Genomic DNA, 14497 nt, shown 5'->3' with positions numbered 1-14497 from the left:
TATTCGGGCCGAGTTGCGACATGATGTCGCAACTCGACGGCGGGCGTCAGCGCGGGATGCGGGCCGCGGCGTCCGGGAAGGCCGGGACCTCCGGACGCGGGCCGCTCTGGTACCAGTAGGCGACGGAGAACACGTCGTCGGTGCGCTCGAAGAGGCCCTTGTCCCACACGCCGATCTGCTGCACGGTCACGCGGAGGTCGCTCTCGAAGAAGACCGGATCGGGCAGGTGCCACCGATACAGCGCGTGCATCGGCGCGGTGGAGGTGATGAAGGTGCCGCCGCGCGTCTCATCGCGCGTGCTGAAGAACGGATAGCCGCAGTACGGTGCGCTGAAGGTCAGCGGGACCGGCTCCGGGTCGTGACGCAGCTCGTCCTGGAACGCCCAGGCGCCGCCCGCGTAGTCCTCCAGGCCGGTGCTGCACAGCGTCGGGAGGTCGGTGTCGCCGTCGACGAAGAACTTCACCTCGCCCTCGCCCCACCAGTACCGCGAGAGCGAGGCGACGCCGATGTAGGTGCCGAGGTAGCGGCCGCGGCCGGTGACGCCGTCGAGGATGACATGGTCCTCCCCCGGCGCCGTCGTCGCGTTGGAGCGGCGCCACTGCGCGTGGAAGAGCGGCGTCCCCTCGGGGATGTCGTCGCCGACCGTGTAGTCGACCTGGAAGAACACGTGGTCGATCGAGGCTGCGTGGTCGCTGTCCAGGACGATGCGCGCGCGCCGCCGGAACGGCATCGGGATGTACGAGTTCATCCCCCCGGTCGGCGCGACCACGATCGGCTCGGAGGTGACCAGCGCCCGCGCGGCGAAGCCGTTGCAGAAGAAGTCGCCGAGCGGGGCTTCGACCGCGGGCTGCTCCTCGTCGTCCCAGTACATCCGCAGCACCAGGTCGCGCAGCACGAACGGGCCGCCGTCCGTGCGGTCCGGCACCGTGATCCAGATGTGGCGGATGACGCCGGGGCCCTCGATGTCGGCGAGCGTCAGGCTGCCGCCGGCGGGCAGGGCCGCGTAAGCGCTCCCCTTCCGGCCGGGGCCGAGGCGCGAACTCGCCGCCGCGGCGGCGCCGGGCGCGCCGGTCGGGTTCTCCGCGTTGATGGAGCGGGAGCGCACGCCGTCGGCGGCGAGCAGGTCGGACAGGGTGGGAAGCACGGTTCTCCTCAGGTCGGTTCGATGGATCGGGTCGGATGGCTACTTGACCGAGCCGACGGTCACGCCGCGGCTCAGGGTGCGCTGGAAGATGATGAAGAACACCAGGGTCGGCAGCAGCGAGAGCAGCGACCCCGCATTCAGCGAGGTGATGTCGATGGAGTTCTGCCCCTGGAGGGTCGCCAGCGCGATGGGCACGGTCTGCACCGACTGGTCCGAGAGCAGGATGAGCGGGATGTAGAACTCGTTCCAGGTCCAGACGAAGAAGAACACCATCAGCACCGACAGGGTCGGCCGCATGACCGGGTAGACCACCGACCAGAGGATGCGCCAGCGCCCGGCACCGTCGAGCGCGGCGGCCTCGAGCAGCGAGGGCGGCAGCGTCGACATCACGCTCGACAGCAGGTAGGTGCCGAAGGCCGCCTGCAGCACGGTGAAGACGATGATGACGCTCCACACCGTGTTGAAGGTGCCGGTCGCCTGCGCTCCATAGAACAGCGGGTAGATCAGCGCCTCCTGCGGCAGCATGGTCGCCAGCAGGAAGACCGCGAGCAGCGCGGTGCTCCCGCGCACCCGGCCGACCCCGATCGCGTAGGCGGTCAGCAGGGAGACGAGCGTGCCCAGCAGGGCCACGAGCGTCGAGATGACCACCGAGTTCCACAGGGCGCGGAGGAAGTCGACGCGGTCGAGGTAGTCCTGGAACGACTGCAGGCTCCAGCTCGTCGGAAGCGCGAGCGGGCCGTGGGCCGAGTAGTCGGTGCCGGTCTTGAACGCGTTGAGGACGAGGAGCACCAGCGGCGCGAGCATGACCAGCGCGATCAGCACGGCCGCCGCGAGGATGAGCCAGCGGAGCGGCCGGCGCGGCCGGCGTCGGCGGCTGCCCGCGTGGACGGTCCGCTGCGGCGCCTCCGTCCCACGCGGACGGGAGTCGGTGGGTGCGGTCGTCGTGGTCATCCGGCGGCCTCCTCTCGGGCGCCCCGCCGTTGGAGCCAGAGCATGACGCCGGCGACGAGGAAGATGACGATGGACATGGCGGTGGCGATGGCCGAGCCGTAGCCGACCTTGGAGAGCTCGAAGAAGTTCCGGTACGAGTAGTAGGACGGCACGACGGTCGAGCCTTCCGGGCCGCCCCCGGTCAGGATGAGGATGGGCGCGAACACCTTGAGCGCCCCCACGGTCGCGGTGATCACCACGACGAACACCTCCGGCCGGATCTGCGGGACCGTGATGGCGCGGAACCGCCGCCACCAGCCGGCGCCGTCGAGGGAGGCTGCTTCGTACAGCTCGGGGTCGACCCGCTGCAGGGCGGCCATGAAGATGACCACCGGGTAGCCGAGCTGCAGCCAGATCAGCATGAGCATCACGGCGTAGATCGCGATGCTCGGGTCGCCGAGCCAGTCGGGCGGGCTCTTCACGCCCAGCGCTTCGATCACGCTGTTCAGCAGGCCGTTCTGAGTGGCGAGCACCCAGCTCCAGATGAAGCCGGCGACTGCGATGGGGAGGATCTGCGGCAGGTAGTAGGTGGCCCGGAGGAACGCGGCCGTCCTGCCCCCGAACTCCCGGCCGATGTAGTCGAAGAGCATCGCCGCCAGCAGCAGGCCGAGCAGGGTGGGGACGATGACGATGCCGACGATCATGAAGATCGTGTTCGTGAACGCCAGCCAGAACTGGGAGTCGTGCAGCAGGTCGATGTAGTTCTGCAGCCCGTTCCAGCGCATCGGGGCGATGCCGCCCTTCCAGCGGAACAGGCTGATGAACACGTTCACCGCGAACGGGAGGAGGACGATCACCGCCGTCCCGACGATCATCGGGAGGAGGTACATCCAGTACCCGGCGCGTCGTCCGGCCCGTCGGCGCCGCAGCGGGGGCGCCGCGGCTGGTGTCGCTGTCGTCATGTCATGCTCTCCGGATCGGAGGGAGGGGCGGAGCCGCGGTCGGCGGCTCCGCCCCTCCACTCAGCCCTGGTCGGTCGCCTTCTTGCCGTCGTCGTAGAACTTCTGCAGCTTCTGGATGTACTCGTCCGCCGTCTCGTTCTTGTTGGACATCGCGGCCATGTTGGTCTGGATGAAGTCCAGGAAGCCGGGGACCGGGTAGTCCGGGTAGAAGGTCAGGGTGTCCGCCTTGACGATCTCGTCGAAGCGCTCGGTGTACGCGCGGGTCACCGGATCACTTATCTTCGAGGAGTCGCCCGCGAGCGGCAGTCCGCCGAGCTCGCCGATCTTGTTCTGGACCTCCGGGCTGAGCGTCGTGTCGATCCAGTCGTAGGCGAGGTCCTTGTTCTTCGCCTTCGCGGGCACGCCCCACAGGTGGCCGGATGATCCCATCGACATGTTCGCGCCGGGGAGGGTGAAGTAGCCCCAGGCGAAGTCCTTCTGGTCCTTGACCCGCGAGAAAACTCCGTTGTTCCAGATCAGCATCCCGGTCTTCCCGCTCAGGAAGTTGACGTTCGCCTGCTCGTACGTGAGGCCGGCGAGGTCAGTGCCGAGGTAGCCCTTGTCGATCCAGTCCTGGAACTGCTCCGTGCCCTTCTTCCATGGGTCGGCGGAGAAGTCGACCGTGCCCTTCAGGAACATGAAGTCGTCGATCTGCGAGCGGTCGGCGTACGCCGAGACGAGGGAGTACCAGACCCACATCTGGTTGAAGCCCTGGTTGGTCGAGGCCGAGGACGACACCGGCGTGATCCCGGCGGCCTGGAGCTTCTGCATCGCGGCGACGAACTCGTCCATCGTCTTCGGCTCTGCGGCGATGCCGGCCTTCGCGAACAGGTCCTTGTTGTAGTAGAAGGTGACGTACTCGCCGATGTTCGGGATGCCGTACCAGTCACCGGATCCGGCTCTGCCCTGCTCGTCGTACTTGGCGAAGGACTGCATGCCGCCGGTGACCTTCTTGTCCCAGCCGTACTTCTTCACCTGGTCGTCCAGCGGCGAGAGCAGCCCCTGGCTGGCGAGCTGGCCGCCGTCGGCGTTGCCCTTGTTGAACTCGACGACGTCGGGCACCTTGTTGCCGCCGAGGGTGAGCTTGGCGTTCTTGCGGACGGCGTCGAAGCTGGTGGTCTGGAAGTCGACCTTCACGCCGGGGTGCTTCTTCTTGAACATCTCGAGGGCGAGCTGCCAGCCCTGGCCCTGCGCCGTCTTCGGGTCCTCGTACTGGAGGATCGTGAACGTCGTGCCGGCGTCACCGCCGTTGCCGCTGCTGCAGCCGACGAGGCCGGCGGCGGCCACGGCGACCGCCGCTGCTGCGGCGGCGAGACGGGCGACGGTGCGGCCGCCCGGTTTGCGGGGTGTTGTCATTGCGTTGCTCCTTTGCATCGGGTGTTCGGGGTGGTGCGGGTGGATTCGGTGGCGGGTGTATTCGGTGGGGCGGCCGGGCAGGAGGGCAGGCTCACGCCACCGGTGCCTCCGGTCGGTGGTGCGGGTGGATTCGGGCGCGGGGCGGTCAGCTGCCGGACGGCGGCCCGATGGACTGTCGGAGGACGGGAGCGCAGGGCATCAGGAACCCTTCGCGTTCTGCCCCGTCGAGGGATCCGTCCAGCCGTCCGACGACGCGGCGCACCGCCCATTCGCCCATGTCGCGGTGGGGCAGCTGAACGGTGGTGAGACCGGGGTCGAGCGCTTCCGCGACGAACTCCTGATTGTCGAACCCGGCGATCGACAGGTCGCGGGGGATCTCCAGCCCGAGGTGCCTGGCCACCTGGTAGAAGCCCATGGCGGTCTGATCGCTGAAGCAGAACACCGCTGTGGGGCGGTCGTCGCGGTCGAGGAGCCGCCGGGCCGGTTCGACCGCGAACCGTGTGGCCGCGTCCTCTGCCACGACGGTCAGGCTCTCGTCCCGGCGCAGCCCCGCCTCCGCCAGTGCCCGCTCGTGGCCGCGGGCGCGCAGCCGCGACGCGATCGGGTAGGCCCGGACATCGCAGAAGCCGATCCGGGTGTGGCCGGCTTCGATGAGCAGGCGGGTCGAGGTGTAGGCCCCCAGCTCCTCGTCGGGGACGACGTAGTCGACCGTCGGGTGGGCGTCGTCGTCGGAGGGGCGGCCGTCGAGGATGACGACCGGCATCGTCGGCGGCACAAGCGGCAGGTCGACCAGCTTGTGGAAGTTGGTCGCGACGATCAGGCCTTCGATGTTGCGCTGCAGAAGGGACTGGACGGCGGGCGTCTGCACCTCGTCGTTGCCGTAGGTGTCGATGAGCATCAGCATGAAGCCGCTGTCCCAGGCCGCCTGCTGCGCTCCGGCGAGCATGTGGCCGGAGAACGGCACCGTCGCGACCTGGTCGGACACCATCCCGATCGTCCGGCTCTGCTTGGTCTTGAGCGACCGCGCCAGCTGGTTGGGCACATAGCCGAGCTCGTCGGCGACCTGCTTGATGCGTTGGGCGACCGACGCGTTGACACGGCCCTCGCCCCGGCCGCTGAGCACCAGGCTGACGCTGGACACGGAGACGCCGACGTGCGAGGCGATGTCCTTCATCGTCAGCATCGGCGCTCCTTCGCTCTGTGCGTCAATCGGTTGACTTCAATCGATTGACGTCACGCTATGAGCGTCAAACGCGTTGACGCAAACGGCCGTTACGAACTCGTTATGCGTGCTGTCCGATGCGGGGGTCGCGCCGACGTCATGCGATCCTGTCTGCGGCAGAAGGAGGCCAGATGACCGACGACAGCAAACGGCAGAGCGAGATGACCCTGGTACTCATGCTCGCGCTCACCTTCTCCACCGGGATCGTCGACGCGGTCGGCTATCTCGGGCTCGACAAGGTGTTCGCCGGCAACATGACCGGCAACGTCGTCATCCTCGGGATGGCCATCGTCGGCGCCGAGGGCCTGCCCTGGGTGGGGCCCCTGGTCGCGCTGGCCTCATTCATGGCCGGAGCCGTGATCGGCGGCCGGACGCTGCGGCGCGAGACCATCGGCTGGAACACGCGGACGAGCTGGTCGTTCACCGCGGTCGCCGCCGCCCTCGCCGTGCTCACCGGCGTCACGATCGCGACGGGCGGCGTCCCCCCGAAGCCCTGGGAGCTGGGCATCACGGTCCTGCTCGCCGCCGCGATGGGGTTCCAGGCGGCCGTCGCGCGGCATCTGGCCGTGAAGGATGTGACGACGGTCGTCGTCACCTCGACCATCACCGGCCTGGCGGCCGACTCAGTGCTCGCCGGCGGATCCGGCCAGCCGTGGCGCCGCCGCGCCGGCGCGGTCGTGCTCATCGCACTGGGCGCCCTGGTCGGCGCCCTACTGCTGCGGTTCGGGATCGCCCTCCCGCTCGGACTCGCCACGGTGGTGACCGCGGGTGCCGCCGCGGTCGGGCACTTCGCCGTCCACGAGGGGCGCCGCGTGGCGGCCGCGCGGGCGTGACGTCCCGGCGTCCAGCCGTCCGCCCTACGGCCGCCGCGCTGAGCCGCGCCGGGGCGGCACTCCACGCCGCCGGTGCTGTCGGCGGGCGCGGCTACCCTCGCCTCATGGACACCACCTGCGCGCTCTGCGACAGCCCCGCGCATCCCGGCGCGTCCATCCGGCTGTGCCTGACCCACCTGCTGGAGGCGCACGACCTGGTCGACGCGGAGTTCGGCGTGACCGATGCGCTGCCGTCGCCGTGCGCGTTCTGCGGGTCGCGGCTGGGCGTCCGGTACCCGTCGGGCTGGCTGTGCGCGGTGTGCGAGTGGCGGGTGGGCGAACCGCCGCCCGAGGGTCAGGCCGCCTCCCGGGTGGATGTCGTCTACTACCTGCGCTTCCGCGACCGCATCAAGATCGGCACGACGGCGAACCCGGCGCAGCGCTTCGCCGCCCTCCCCCACGACGAGGTCCTCGCGTTCGAACGCGGCGACCGGACCGTGGAACTTCGCCGCCACGATCGGTTCGCGCACCTGCGCATCCCGGGCACGGAGTGGTTCGAGACCGACCCGGACCTGCTCGCACACGTCGACCGCGTCCGCTCGGCGGGCGGCGGCGACGACCCGTGGGCGCTGCTCGCGCGCTGGCGCAGCGAAGCCGCGGCGCTCCGCGTCTGAGAGCCGAGCACCGTCGGAGAAGGCGGTCCGGATCTCCGACCGGCCGCGGTGCGGATGGAGTCACCGGCTCACAGTGCTCCGATCTCCGACGAACATCGGCAGATCACCGACGGAAGGCCCGGATCCGTCGGGTCCGGGCCTTCACTGGGCGGGGAGAGGTCAGGCGACCTCCAGGCTCTCGCGCCGGCCGTCGCGGAGGGCGACCGACAGCTCGCCGTCGACCTTCGCGGCGAGGCGCGCCATCTCGGCCGCCTCCGCCTCCGCGGAGGAGACTACGGCGATGTCCACCACGGCGGTCGCGGGCTCGACGGTCTCCACGACCGCGCTCACCACGAGCTCTTCGGCCCTGGCCTCCTCGGCCCGGCGGGCCGCCCGCATCAGGAACGTCGCCACCACGGTCACGGCACCGGCGGCGAACGCCAGCACACCGGCGGTCGTGAACCCCTCGGTGTAGCCGGACTCCGCGGGGAGCCCGTCCGGCGCGATCGCCCCGGTCACCAGTGCCGTCATCACGGCCGCCCCGACCGCCGATCCGACCGTGCGCAGGTTGGCGTTCATCCCGCTCGCGATCCCGGTCTGGGTGGCCGGGACGCTCTGCACGACCACGCTCGTGATCGCCGCGTAGATCAGGCCGAGCCCGATGCCGAACACGCCGGAGGCGGCGGCGACGGCGAACAGCGAACCGTGGAGGTAGGCGAGCGAGAGGGCCGCGGCGCCCATGAGCGCCGCCGAGACGACGATCTGCGCGCGGAAGCCGACCCAGCGGGCGAGGGGCCCGCTTAGGAACCCGGTGACGGCCATGGTCACCAGCATCGGGAGCATCAGCATCCCGGACTCCGCCACCGAGGCGCCCAGACCGTACCCGGTCGAGGTCGGCGTCTGCACGAACCGCGGGAAGAACGCGAAGATCGCGAACATGGCGGCGCCGATGAAGACAGCCGCCGCGTTCATCGACCAGACGCCGGGCTCGCGCATGAGGCGCATGTCGACGAGGGGATGCCGCGAGCGGAGCTCGACGAGGACCCACGCGGCGAGGAGCACCGCAGCCGCGACGAACAGGCCGATCACGCCGGGCGACGACCAGCCCCACTGCGCGCCGGTGCTCAGCGGCAGCAGGAGCGCGACGAGCCAGCCCGAGAGCAGCACGGCGGCCCACGGGTTGACCCCGCCGGTCGCCCGCGTCGGCGACTCGGGGATGACGATGAGCGCGAGGACGGCGGCCGTCACCGTCAGGGCGACGGGGAGCAGGAACAGTCCGCGCCAGCTGAGTGCGGAGGCGAGCGGCCCGGCGAGCACCGTCCCGAGTCCGCTGCCGATGGCGATGATGGACGCGATGGCGCCGATCGCGGACGGGAGGCGCCGCGCGGGGAACTCGTCGCGGATGATGCCGAAGGCGAGCGGGAACATCGCCCCGCCGAGGCCCTGGATGACACGGCCGGCGATGACGACGCCGATCGACGGCGCGACGGCGGCCACGACGCTTCCGAGCGCGACGGCCAGGAGGGCGAGGACGAGGATGCGGCGCTTGCCGACGAGGTCGCCGACGCGACCGAGCAGGGGCGTCGCGACCGCGGCGGCGATGAGCCACGCGGTCATGGTCCAGGTGACGCCTGCGGTCGTGGTGTGCAGGTCGGACTGGATGACGGGGAGGACGGGGACGACGAGCGACTGGAGCGTCGCGAAGGAACCGACGCTCAGCGCCAGGATGGCGAAGGTCAGTCCGGGATGGGATCGAGACATTGTCCGGGTTTTCCGTTTCTCGAGGGGTGCCGAAAGGCGTAGAATTGGAGGGAGGCTCCGTTCGGAGGGTCCCTCCGGTTACGGGGAAGACATTACCGGAGGCTGCCTCCGCTTCGCAACCCCGACTTTTCGACCCCGCGTTCGACCCCGAAAGGACCGCCGCCGTGACCGGCACCGTGACCACCGCACCGAGCGTCGCCCGACCGCAACGGGCGGACGCCCGCCGCAATTTCGACGCGTTGCTCGCCGCCGCGCGCGACGCGTTCGCCGAGCACGGTCCGAACGCCTCGCTCGAAGACATCGCACGCCGCGCCGGGGTCGGGATCGGGACGCTCTATCGCAACTTCCCCACCCGCGACGCGCTGGTCGAGGCCGTGTACATCGACGAGGTCGCCGCCGTCGTGCGGGCCGCGGAGGACGCGGGATCGCTCGAGCCGTGGGAGGCCGTCCAGGCGTGGCTCCGCCGCTTCATCGCCTACGTCGGCACGAAGCGCGCGCTGGTCGAGGGCCTCAACAAGGACTCCCCCGTTCTGCTCAGCTGCCGCACCTCCCTCTACGACGCCGGCGAGCCGCTGGTTCGCCGGGCGCAGCAGGCCGGCGAGCTCCGCACGGACGCCACGATCGGCGACGTGATCCGGATGGTCTCCGGGATCGCCGGAGTCGCCTTCGAGGACGACCAGCAGCGCGACCGCGTGCTGGCCATGGCCATCGACGGCCTCCGCGCCCGCTGACGTGGACGCCCCGCCCGGCAGGCCCGCGGGCCGAGTGGGCCCGTAGGCTGAGAAGATGGAGTTGGGCGTCTATGCGGTGATCGCTGTGGCGGTCATCGTCGGCGTGGCCGCGTTCTCGCGCAAGCTCGGCATCGCGGCTCCGATCATCCTCGTCATCGTCGGCGTGACCCTGTCGTTCCTCCCCGGCGTCCCCGACATCGAGGTCCCGCCCGAGATCATCCTCGACGGGCTGCTCCCGCCGATCCTCTACGCGGCGGCCATCAGCGTCCCCCTCACCGACTTCCGGCGCAACCTGGCCCCGATCGCCGGGCTCTCGGTCGTCTTGGTGGTCATCACGGCCTTCGCCTCCGGCTTCGTGCTGTTCACGATGCTTCCGGATCTCAACCTCGCCGCGGCGATCGCCCTCGGTGCGATCATCAGCCCTCCCGACGCGGTCGCCGCGACCTCGATCGGCCGCAAGCTCGGCCTCCCGCCGCGCCTGCTGACGGTGCTGGAGGGCGAGGGACTGGTCAACGACGCGACCGCCCTCGTGCTCCTCCGGACGGCTCTGGCCGCCGCCCTCGGCACCCTGGCGACGCCCTGGGCCGGCGTCGTCGACTTCCTGTCGGCGGTGCTGATCGCACTCGTCGTCGGGCTCGTCGTCGGCTTCGTCTCGGTCTGGGTGCGTTCCAAGCTGAACGACCCGGTCCTCGACACGGCGCTGTCGGTCGTGGTCCCGTTCGCCGCGTTCGCACCGACCGAGGCGCTGCACGGCTCCGGAGTCCTGGCCGTCGTCATCGCCGGCCTCTACACCGGGCACGCGGCGCCGCGTCAGTTCAGCGCGCAGGCGCGGATCAGCGACCAGATCAACTGGCGCACCATCCAGTTCCTCCTCGAGAACGGCGTCTTCCTGCTGATCGGGCTCGAACTGCGGACGCTCGTCAGCGACGTCGAGAACCCCGAGGTGCTGAGCGTGTGGAACGCGGTCGGGCTCGGACTCATCGCCGTGCTCTCGCTCATCGTCATCCGCTTCGTGCTCATCGTGCCCCTCATCTTCGGGCTTCGAAGACGCGCGGAGCTCGCCGAACGCTCCGTGCTGCGGGAATGGCTGATGATCAGCTACTTCCGCGACCATCCCGTCCGCTATCGCTGGCAGGCGCTCAGGAAGCAACGGGCCGAGCAGCGCTACGAACGACATCGCACCGACTTGGAGGAGTACCGCCAGGAGGCGATCGACTGGAAGGGCGGCGTCGTCCTCGGCTGGGCGGGGATGCGCGGCGTCGTCACCCTGGCGGCCGCGCAGTCGCTGCCCAGCGACATCCCGTACCGCCCGCAGCTCATCCTGATCGCGTTCACCGTCGCGTTCGTCAGCCTGGTGGTGCAGGGCGGGACGCTCCCCTGGCTGATCCGGACGCTCGGCCTGCAGGGCGCGGACGCCCGGGAGGACAGACGGCTGCTCGCGCAGCTCCTCGACGACCTGAGCGAGGCGGGCCTCGCGGTGCTCGACGATCCGGAGACCGCGGCGCGGACGTCGTCGCCGGTCGACCCGGAGGTCGTCGAGCGCGTCCGGCAGTCCTCGTATCTGCGGGCGGAGTCGGCGTGGGAGCGCGCGCTGCTGAGCGACACCCCGCAGGACAGCCGGCCGCACCATGTCTACCGGACGCTGCGGCTCGCCGTCGTCGACGCCGAGCGCGAGCGCCTCCTGCTGGAACGCTCCCGCGGGTCGTACCCGTCGCGCGTGCTCACCGAGGCGCAGGCGCTGCTCGATCTCGAGGAGACCCGCCTCCGCTCGCGCTCGCGCTGACGCCGGGCGTTCCTGGCAGGCTCCTGCGAACTGCGCCTCTCCTCGTCACCACCGCCCGGACTCCTCGTCTCAAGTGGATGAGACCCGCCGTGGGCGGGAGGAGAGGGGAGTCATGGAACTCACTGTGATTCGCAGCCGCGACCGACGTCGCATGGTCGTCGCCGTCGAGGCCAAGACGGAGGACGATGCTCTGCGCGCGATCACCAAGGCGATCGGCCCGGTCACCATCGCTCGCGAGAGGATGCCGATCCGCCGGCAGCGTGCCACCCTCGCCGAACGACGCGCCCGGGTCGCCACGTATTTTTAGTTATTCAAAACATCGGGTTAGAGTCGCACCATGGACACGGCACGGCTCGAGAGCGCACTGCGCGGCGCCGGCCTGAAAGCGACGCGAGGGCGGGTGGCGGTGCTCGAAGCGCTGACCGACCACCCGCACGTCGACGCGGAGACCGTCTTCCGGACGCTGATCCCGGCCCTTCCGGGCACGTCGATCCAGAACGTGCACAACGTCCTGGGCGACCTGACCGCGGCTGGGCTGCTGCGCCGGATCGAACCGGCGGGCTCCCCGGCGCTCTACGAGCGGCGGATCGGCGACAACCACCACCACGTGGTGTGCACCGGGTGCGGCGCGGTCGCCGACATCGACTGCGCCGTCGGTCACGCGCCCTGCCTGCATCCGTCGGATGCCGGCGGCTTCGTGATCGACACGGCCGAAGTCACCTTCTGGGGCCTGTGCCCGTCCTGCCAGGAGCGCGCCACGCGCGCTCAGCAATCCTGAGCGCCCCCACCGCGGAGCGCTCACCGACACCGGGAGAACTATGACGGACGACTACACCACGACCCAGACCGGAACCCCCGTCGCCAGCGACGCCCACTCGCTGACGGCAGGACGCGACGGCGTCACCGCGCTCCACGACCGCTACCTCGTCGAGAAGCTCGCCCAGTTCAACCGTGAGCGCATCCCGGAGCGCATCGTGCACGCGAAGGGCGGCGGCGCGTTCGGCGAGTTCATCGTGACCGGCGATGTGACCGCCTACACGAAGGCCGCCGTCTTCCAGCCCGGCACCGCGACCCGCACCCTCCAGCGGTTCTCCTCGGTCGCCGGCGAGCAGGGCTCCCCCGACACCTGGCGCGATGTCCGCGGCTTCTCGGTGAAGTTCTACACCACCGAGGGCAACTACGACATCGTCGGCAACAACACCCCCGTCTTCTTCATCCGCGACGGCATCAAGTTCCCCGACTTCATCCACTCGCAGAAGCGCCTCCCCGGCTCCGGCCTCCGCGACGCCGACATGCAGTGGGACTTCTGGACGCTGTCGCCCGAGTCGGCGCACCAGGTCACCTATCTCATGGGCGACCGCGGCCTCCCCCGCTCCTGGCGGACCATGCCGGGCTACGGATCGCACACCTACCAGTGGATCAACGCGGCGGGCGAGCGCTTCTGGGTGAAGTACCACTTCCACTCCCTGCAGGGCAACGAGGAGATCACCGGCGTCGAGGCCGAGCAGCTGGCCGGCGCCGACGCGGACCACTACCGCCGCGACCTGTACGAGGCGATCGAGCGCGGCGACTTCCCGGCGTGGCGCGTGTCGGTCCAGGTCATGCCGTACGAGGACGCCAAGACGTACCGCTTCAACCCGTTCGATCTGACCAAGGTGTGGCCGCACAGCGACTACCCGCTGATCGAGGTCGGCATCCACACGCTCAACGAGAACCCGCAGAACTTCTTCGCGGAGATCGAGCAGGCCGCGTTCTCGCCGGCCAACACCGTCCCCGGCATCGACATCAGCCCGGACAAGATGCTGATGGCGCGTGTGTTCTCCTACCCGGACGCCCAGCGCTACCGCGTCGGCACCAACTACAACGAGCTGCCGGTGAACCGCCCGGTGGCTCCGGTGCACAACTACTCGCAGGACGGCGCGGCGCGCCACGGCTTCAAGCCGGCCGACGCCCCGGTGTACGCGCCGAACTCGTTCGGCGGACCGTCCGCCCAGCCGGAGCGCGCGGGCGAGGGATCCTGGGAGTCCGACGGCGCGCTCGTCCGCTCGGCGGCGACGCTGCACGCGGAGGACGACGACTTCGGCCAGGCCGGCGCGCTGTACCGCGAGGTGTTCGACGACGCCGCCCGCGCCCGCTTCCTCGACACGATCGCCGGCGCCGTCGGCGGCGTGAAGCGGGAGGACATCCGCGAGCGCGCCATCCAGTACTGGACGAACGTGGATGCGTCGCTCGGCCGCGCGCTCCGCGACCGCCTCGACTCGGCGTCGCAGACCCCGGACGGGGCCGCGGAGTACGTGGGCGTCGCCGAGTAGACCCACCTCCCTGACACGACACGCCGTCATCCCCGCGGGGATGACGGCGTGTCGTGTCAAGTCGTCGTGCGGAAAGCGACCGGGAACGGGACCGGCTACAGGGTCGCGTCTATGGTGCGGTCGTAGACCGTGGTCCCCCCGACGCGGATGCGCCCGTCGCCGAGCGGCTCCGTCGCGAGCTGCGACCCCTCGCCCTGCAGGATGCTGAGCGGCCGCCCGAGCCGGGCGGTCAGCGCGATCGCCGCGGCCCCCGTCGCCTCGTCCTCGATGATCCCCATCTCCGGCGCGAACATCCGGGCGCGGAGGGTGCCCGCCGCCTCGTCGATCCACGCGTAGGCGAAGTGCTGCCCGGAGGTGAAGGCGAACGGGTCGAGCGCATCCACGTCCTCGGGCGACTTCAGCTCGAGCCACTCGAAGGCCGGCGTCCACTCCGCGCGCGCGGTGATCCAGGCGGTGTCGACGGCGACGGCGACCTCGACCTCCCCCGCCGGCTCGCGCAGCACGTCGACCGGCGTGCGGCGGTCGGCCAGCCACCAGGCCGTCCCGACGCTCGGGTGCCCCGCGAACGGCAGCTCCTTCGCCGGGGTGAAGATGCGGATGCGCGCTGCGCGGCCGGGCTCGTCCACCTCATCCACGAACACGGTCTCGCTGAAGCCGAGCGCGTTGGCGATGTCCTGCTCGCGGGACGCGGTGGCCGGGGAGCTCGTGACGATGCCGAGCTCGTTGCCGTTGCGGCCGCTCTCATCCGTGAACACGCGAACGACGACTACTTCGATGGTCTCATCCATGCCA

Annotated in this window: 14 protein-coding genes; 7 read left to right on the top strand and 7 right to left on the bottom strand. The window is 70.3% G+C overall.

Translation table 11 applies throughout. The features are described from left to right. Positions 1 to 46: 46 nt before the first annotated feature. The 5 genes from BJ963_RS17500 to BJ963_RS17480 all read right to left on the bottom strand — a co-directional run bounded on the left by BJ963_RS17500 (position 47) and on the right by BJ963_RS17480 (position 5614). Positions 47 to 1144: a DUF2961 domain-containing protein gene (locus tag BJ963_RS17500; RefSeq protein WP_179457730.1), complete on the bottom strand. Its 1098-nt coding sequence runs from the start codon at positions 1142 to 1144 to the stop codon at positions 47 to 49. A gap of 39 nt (positions 1145 to 1183) precedes the next feature. Further along, entirely contained in the window at positions 1184 to 2095 is a 912-nt protein-coding gene (locus tag BJ963_RS17495) for a carbohydrate ABC transporter permease (protein ID WP_179457729.1), read from the bottom strand. Then, positions 2092 to 2949 carry a carbohydrate ABC transporter permease gene (locus tag BJ963_RS17490; protein WP_179458206.1) on the bottom strand — a complete coding sequence of 286 codons (858 nt, stop codon included), beginning with the start codon at positions 2947 to 2949 and terminating at the stop codon, positions 2092 to 2094. Before BJ963_RS17490 ends, BJ963_RS17495 begins: the two co-directional genes overlap by 4 nt. 147 nt (positions 2950 to 3096) lie before the next feature. Beyond that, complete coding sequence (locus BJ963_RS17485; protein WP_179457728.1) at positions 3097 to 4431, bottom strand: ABC transporter substrate-binding protein; 1335 nt, start codon at positions 4429 to 4431, stop codon at positions 3097 to 3099. Positions 4432 to 4576: 145 nt separating this feature from the next. Then, positions 4577 to 5614 carry a LacI family DNA-binding transcriptional regulator gene (locus tag BJ963_RS17480; RefSeq protein ID WP_089914160.1) on the bottom strand — a complete coding sequence of 346 codons (1038 nt, stop codon included), beginning with the start codon at positions 5612 to 5614 and terminating at the stop codon, positions 4577 to 4579. A gap of 170 nt (positions 5615 to 5784) precedes the next feature. Between BJ963_RS17480 and BJ963_RS17475 the strand changes: the two genes are divergently transcribed. Together BJ963_RS17475 and BJ963_RS17470 are read left to right on the top strand one after the other, a co-directional pair. Further along, entirely contained in the window at positions 5785 to 6486 is a 702-nt protein-coding gene (locus tag BJ963_RS17475) for a YoaK family protein (protein WP_179457727.1), read from the top strand. 104 nt (positions 6487 to 6590) lie between these two features. After that, positions 6591 to 7139: a GIY-YIG nuclease family protein gene (locus tag BJ963_RS17470; protein ID WP_179457726.1), complete on the top strand. Its 549-nt coding sequence runs from the start codon at positions 6591 to 6593 to the stop codon at positions 7137 to 7139. 159 nt (positions 7140 to 7298) lie between these two features. Here BJ963_RS17470 and BJ963_RS17465 read toward each other — a convergent pair whose 3' ends face one another. Beyond that, positions 7299 to 8879: an MFS transporter gene (locus tag BJ963_RS17465; RefSeq protein ID WP_179457725.1), complete on the bottom strand. Its 1581-nt coding sequence runs from the start codon at positions 8877 to 8879 to the stop codon at positions 7299 to 7301. A gap of 164 nt (positions 8880 to 9043) precedes the next feature. On the opposite strand from BJ963_RS17465, the gene BJ963_RS17460 reads away from it, so the two are divergent. From BJ963_RS17460 to BJ963_RS17440, 5 genes are all read left to right on the top strand, one after another. Then, on the top strand, positions 9044 to 9610 hold the full coding sequence (locus tag BJ963_RS17460; protein ID WP_089914180.1) for a TetR/AcrR family transcriptional regulator: 567 nt from the start codon (positions 9044 to 9046) through the stop codon (positions 9608 to 9610). Between the two features lie 55 nt (positions 9611 to 9665). Beyond that, the gene (locus BJ963_RS17455; RefSeq protein ID WP_179457724.1) at positions 9666 to 11393 is read left to right on the top strand and encodes a cation:proton antiporter; all 1728 of its coding nucleotides are present in this window, start codon (positions 9666 to 9668) and stop codon (positions 11391 to 11393) included. A gap of 112 nt (positions 11394 to 11505) precedes the next feature. Further along, a complete protein-coding gene (locus BJ963_RS17450; protein WP_089914186.1) occupies positions 11506 to 11700 on the top strand; it encodes a hypothetical protein in 195 nt (64 codons plus the stop codon). Positions 11701 to 11730: 30 nt separating this feature from the next. Beyond that, complete coding sequence (locus BJ963_RS17445) at positions 11731 to 12171, top strand: Fur family transcriptional regulator (protein WP_179457723.1); 441 nt, start codon at positions 11731 to 11733, stop codon at positions 12169 to 12171. A 40-nt stretch (positions 12172 to 12211) separates the two neighbouring features. After that, positions 12212 to 13705, top strand: a complete 1494-nt coding sequence (locus tag BJ963_RS17440; RefSeq protein ID WP_179457722.1) for a catalase — start codon at positions 12212 to 12214, stop codon at positions 13703 to 13705. Positions 13706 to 13800: 95 nt separating this feature from the next. Here the strand turns inward: BJ963_RS17440 and BJ963_RS17435 are convergent, their stop codons facing one another. Beyond that, on the bottom strand, positions 13801 to 14493 hold the full coding sequence (locus tag BJ963_RS17435) for a PhzF family phenazine biosynthesis protein (protein ID WP_179457721.1): 693 nt from the start codon (positions 14491 to 14493) through the stop codon (positions 13801 to 13803). Positions 14494 to 14497: the final 4 nt, after the last annotated feature.

This window comes from Leifsonia soli (assembly GCF_013408745.1).
Taxonomy (GTDB): domain Bacteria; phylum Actinomycetota; class Actinomycetes; order Actinomycetales; family Microbacteriaceae; genus Leifsonia; species Leifsonia soli.
Note: the sequence above shows the minus strand (reverse complement) of the source record. Positions and strands in the feature narration are given on the sequence as shown.

What these genes read in the sequence shown, in the direction of transcription:
- BJ963_RS17495 (WP_179457729.1), bottom strand. Translation starts at nt 2,095, where the DNA reads ATGACCACGACGACCGCACCCACCGACTCCCGTCCGCGTGGGACGGAG.
- BJ963_RS17490 (WP_179458206.1), bottom strand. Translation starts at nt 2,949, where the DNA reads ATGATCGTCGGGACGGCGGTGATCGTCCTCCTCCCGTTCGCGGTGAAC.
- BJ963_RS17485 (WP_179457728.1), bottom strand. Translation starts at nt 4,431, where the DNA reads ATGACAACACCCCGCAAACCGGGCGGCCGCACCGTCGCCCGTCTCGCC.
- BJ963_RS17480 (WP_089914160.1), bottom strand. Translation starts at nt 5,614, where the DNA reads ATGCTGACGATGAAGGACATCGCCTCGCACGTCGGCGTCTCCGTGTCC.
- BJ963_RS17475 (WP_179457727.1), top strand. Translation starts at nt 5,785, where the DNA reads ATGACCGACGACAGCAAACGGCAGAGCGAGATGACCCTGGTACTCATG.
- BJ963_RS17470 (WP_179457726.1), top strand. Translation starts at nt 6,591, where the DNA reads ATGGACACCACCTGCGCGCTCTGCGACAGCCCCGCGCATCCCGGCGCG.
- BJ963_RS17465 (WP_179457725.1), bottom strand. Translation starts at nt 8,879, where the DNA reads ATGTCTCGATCCCATCCCGGACTGACCTTCGCCATCCTGGCGCTGAGC.
- BJ963_RS17455 (WP_179457724.1), top strand. Translation starts at nt 9,666, where the DNA reads ATGGAGTTGGGCGTCTATGCGGTGATCGCTGTGGCGGTCATCGTCGGC.
- BJ963_RS17450 (WP_089914186.1), top strand. Translation starts at nt 11,506, where the DNA reads ATGGAACTCACTGTGATTCGCAGCCGCGACCGACGTCGCATGGTCGTC.
- BJ963_RS17445 (WP_179457723.1), top strand. Translation starts at nt 11,731, where the DNA reads ATGGACACGGCACGGCTCGAGAGCGCACTGCGCGGCGCCGGCCTGAAA.
- BJ963_RS17440 (WP_179457722.1), top strand. Translation starts at nt 12,212, where the DNA reads ATGACGGACGACTACACCACGACCCAGACCGGAACCCCCGTCGCCAGC.
- BJ963_RS17435 (WP_179457721.1), bottom strand. Translation starts at nt 14,493, where the DNA reads ATGGATGAGACCATCGAAGTAGTCGTCGTTCGCGTGTTCACGGATGAG.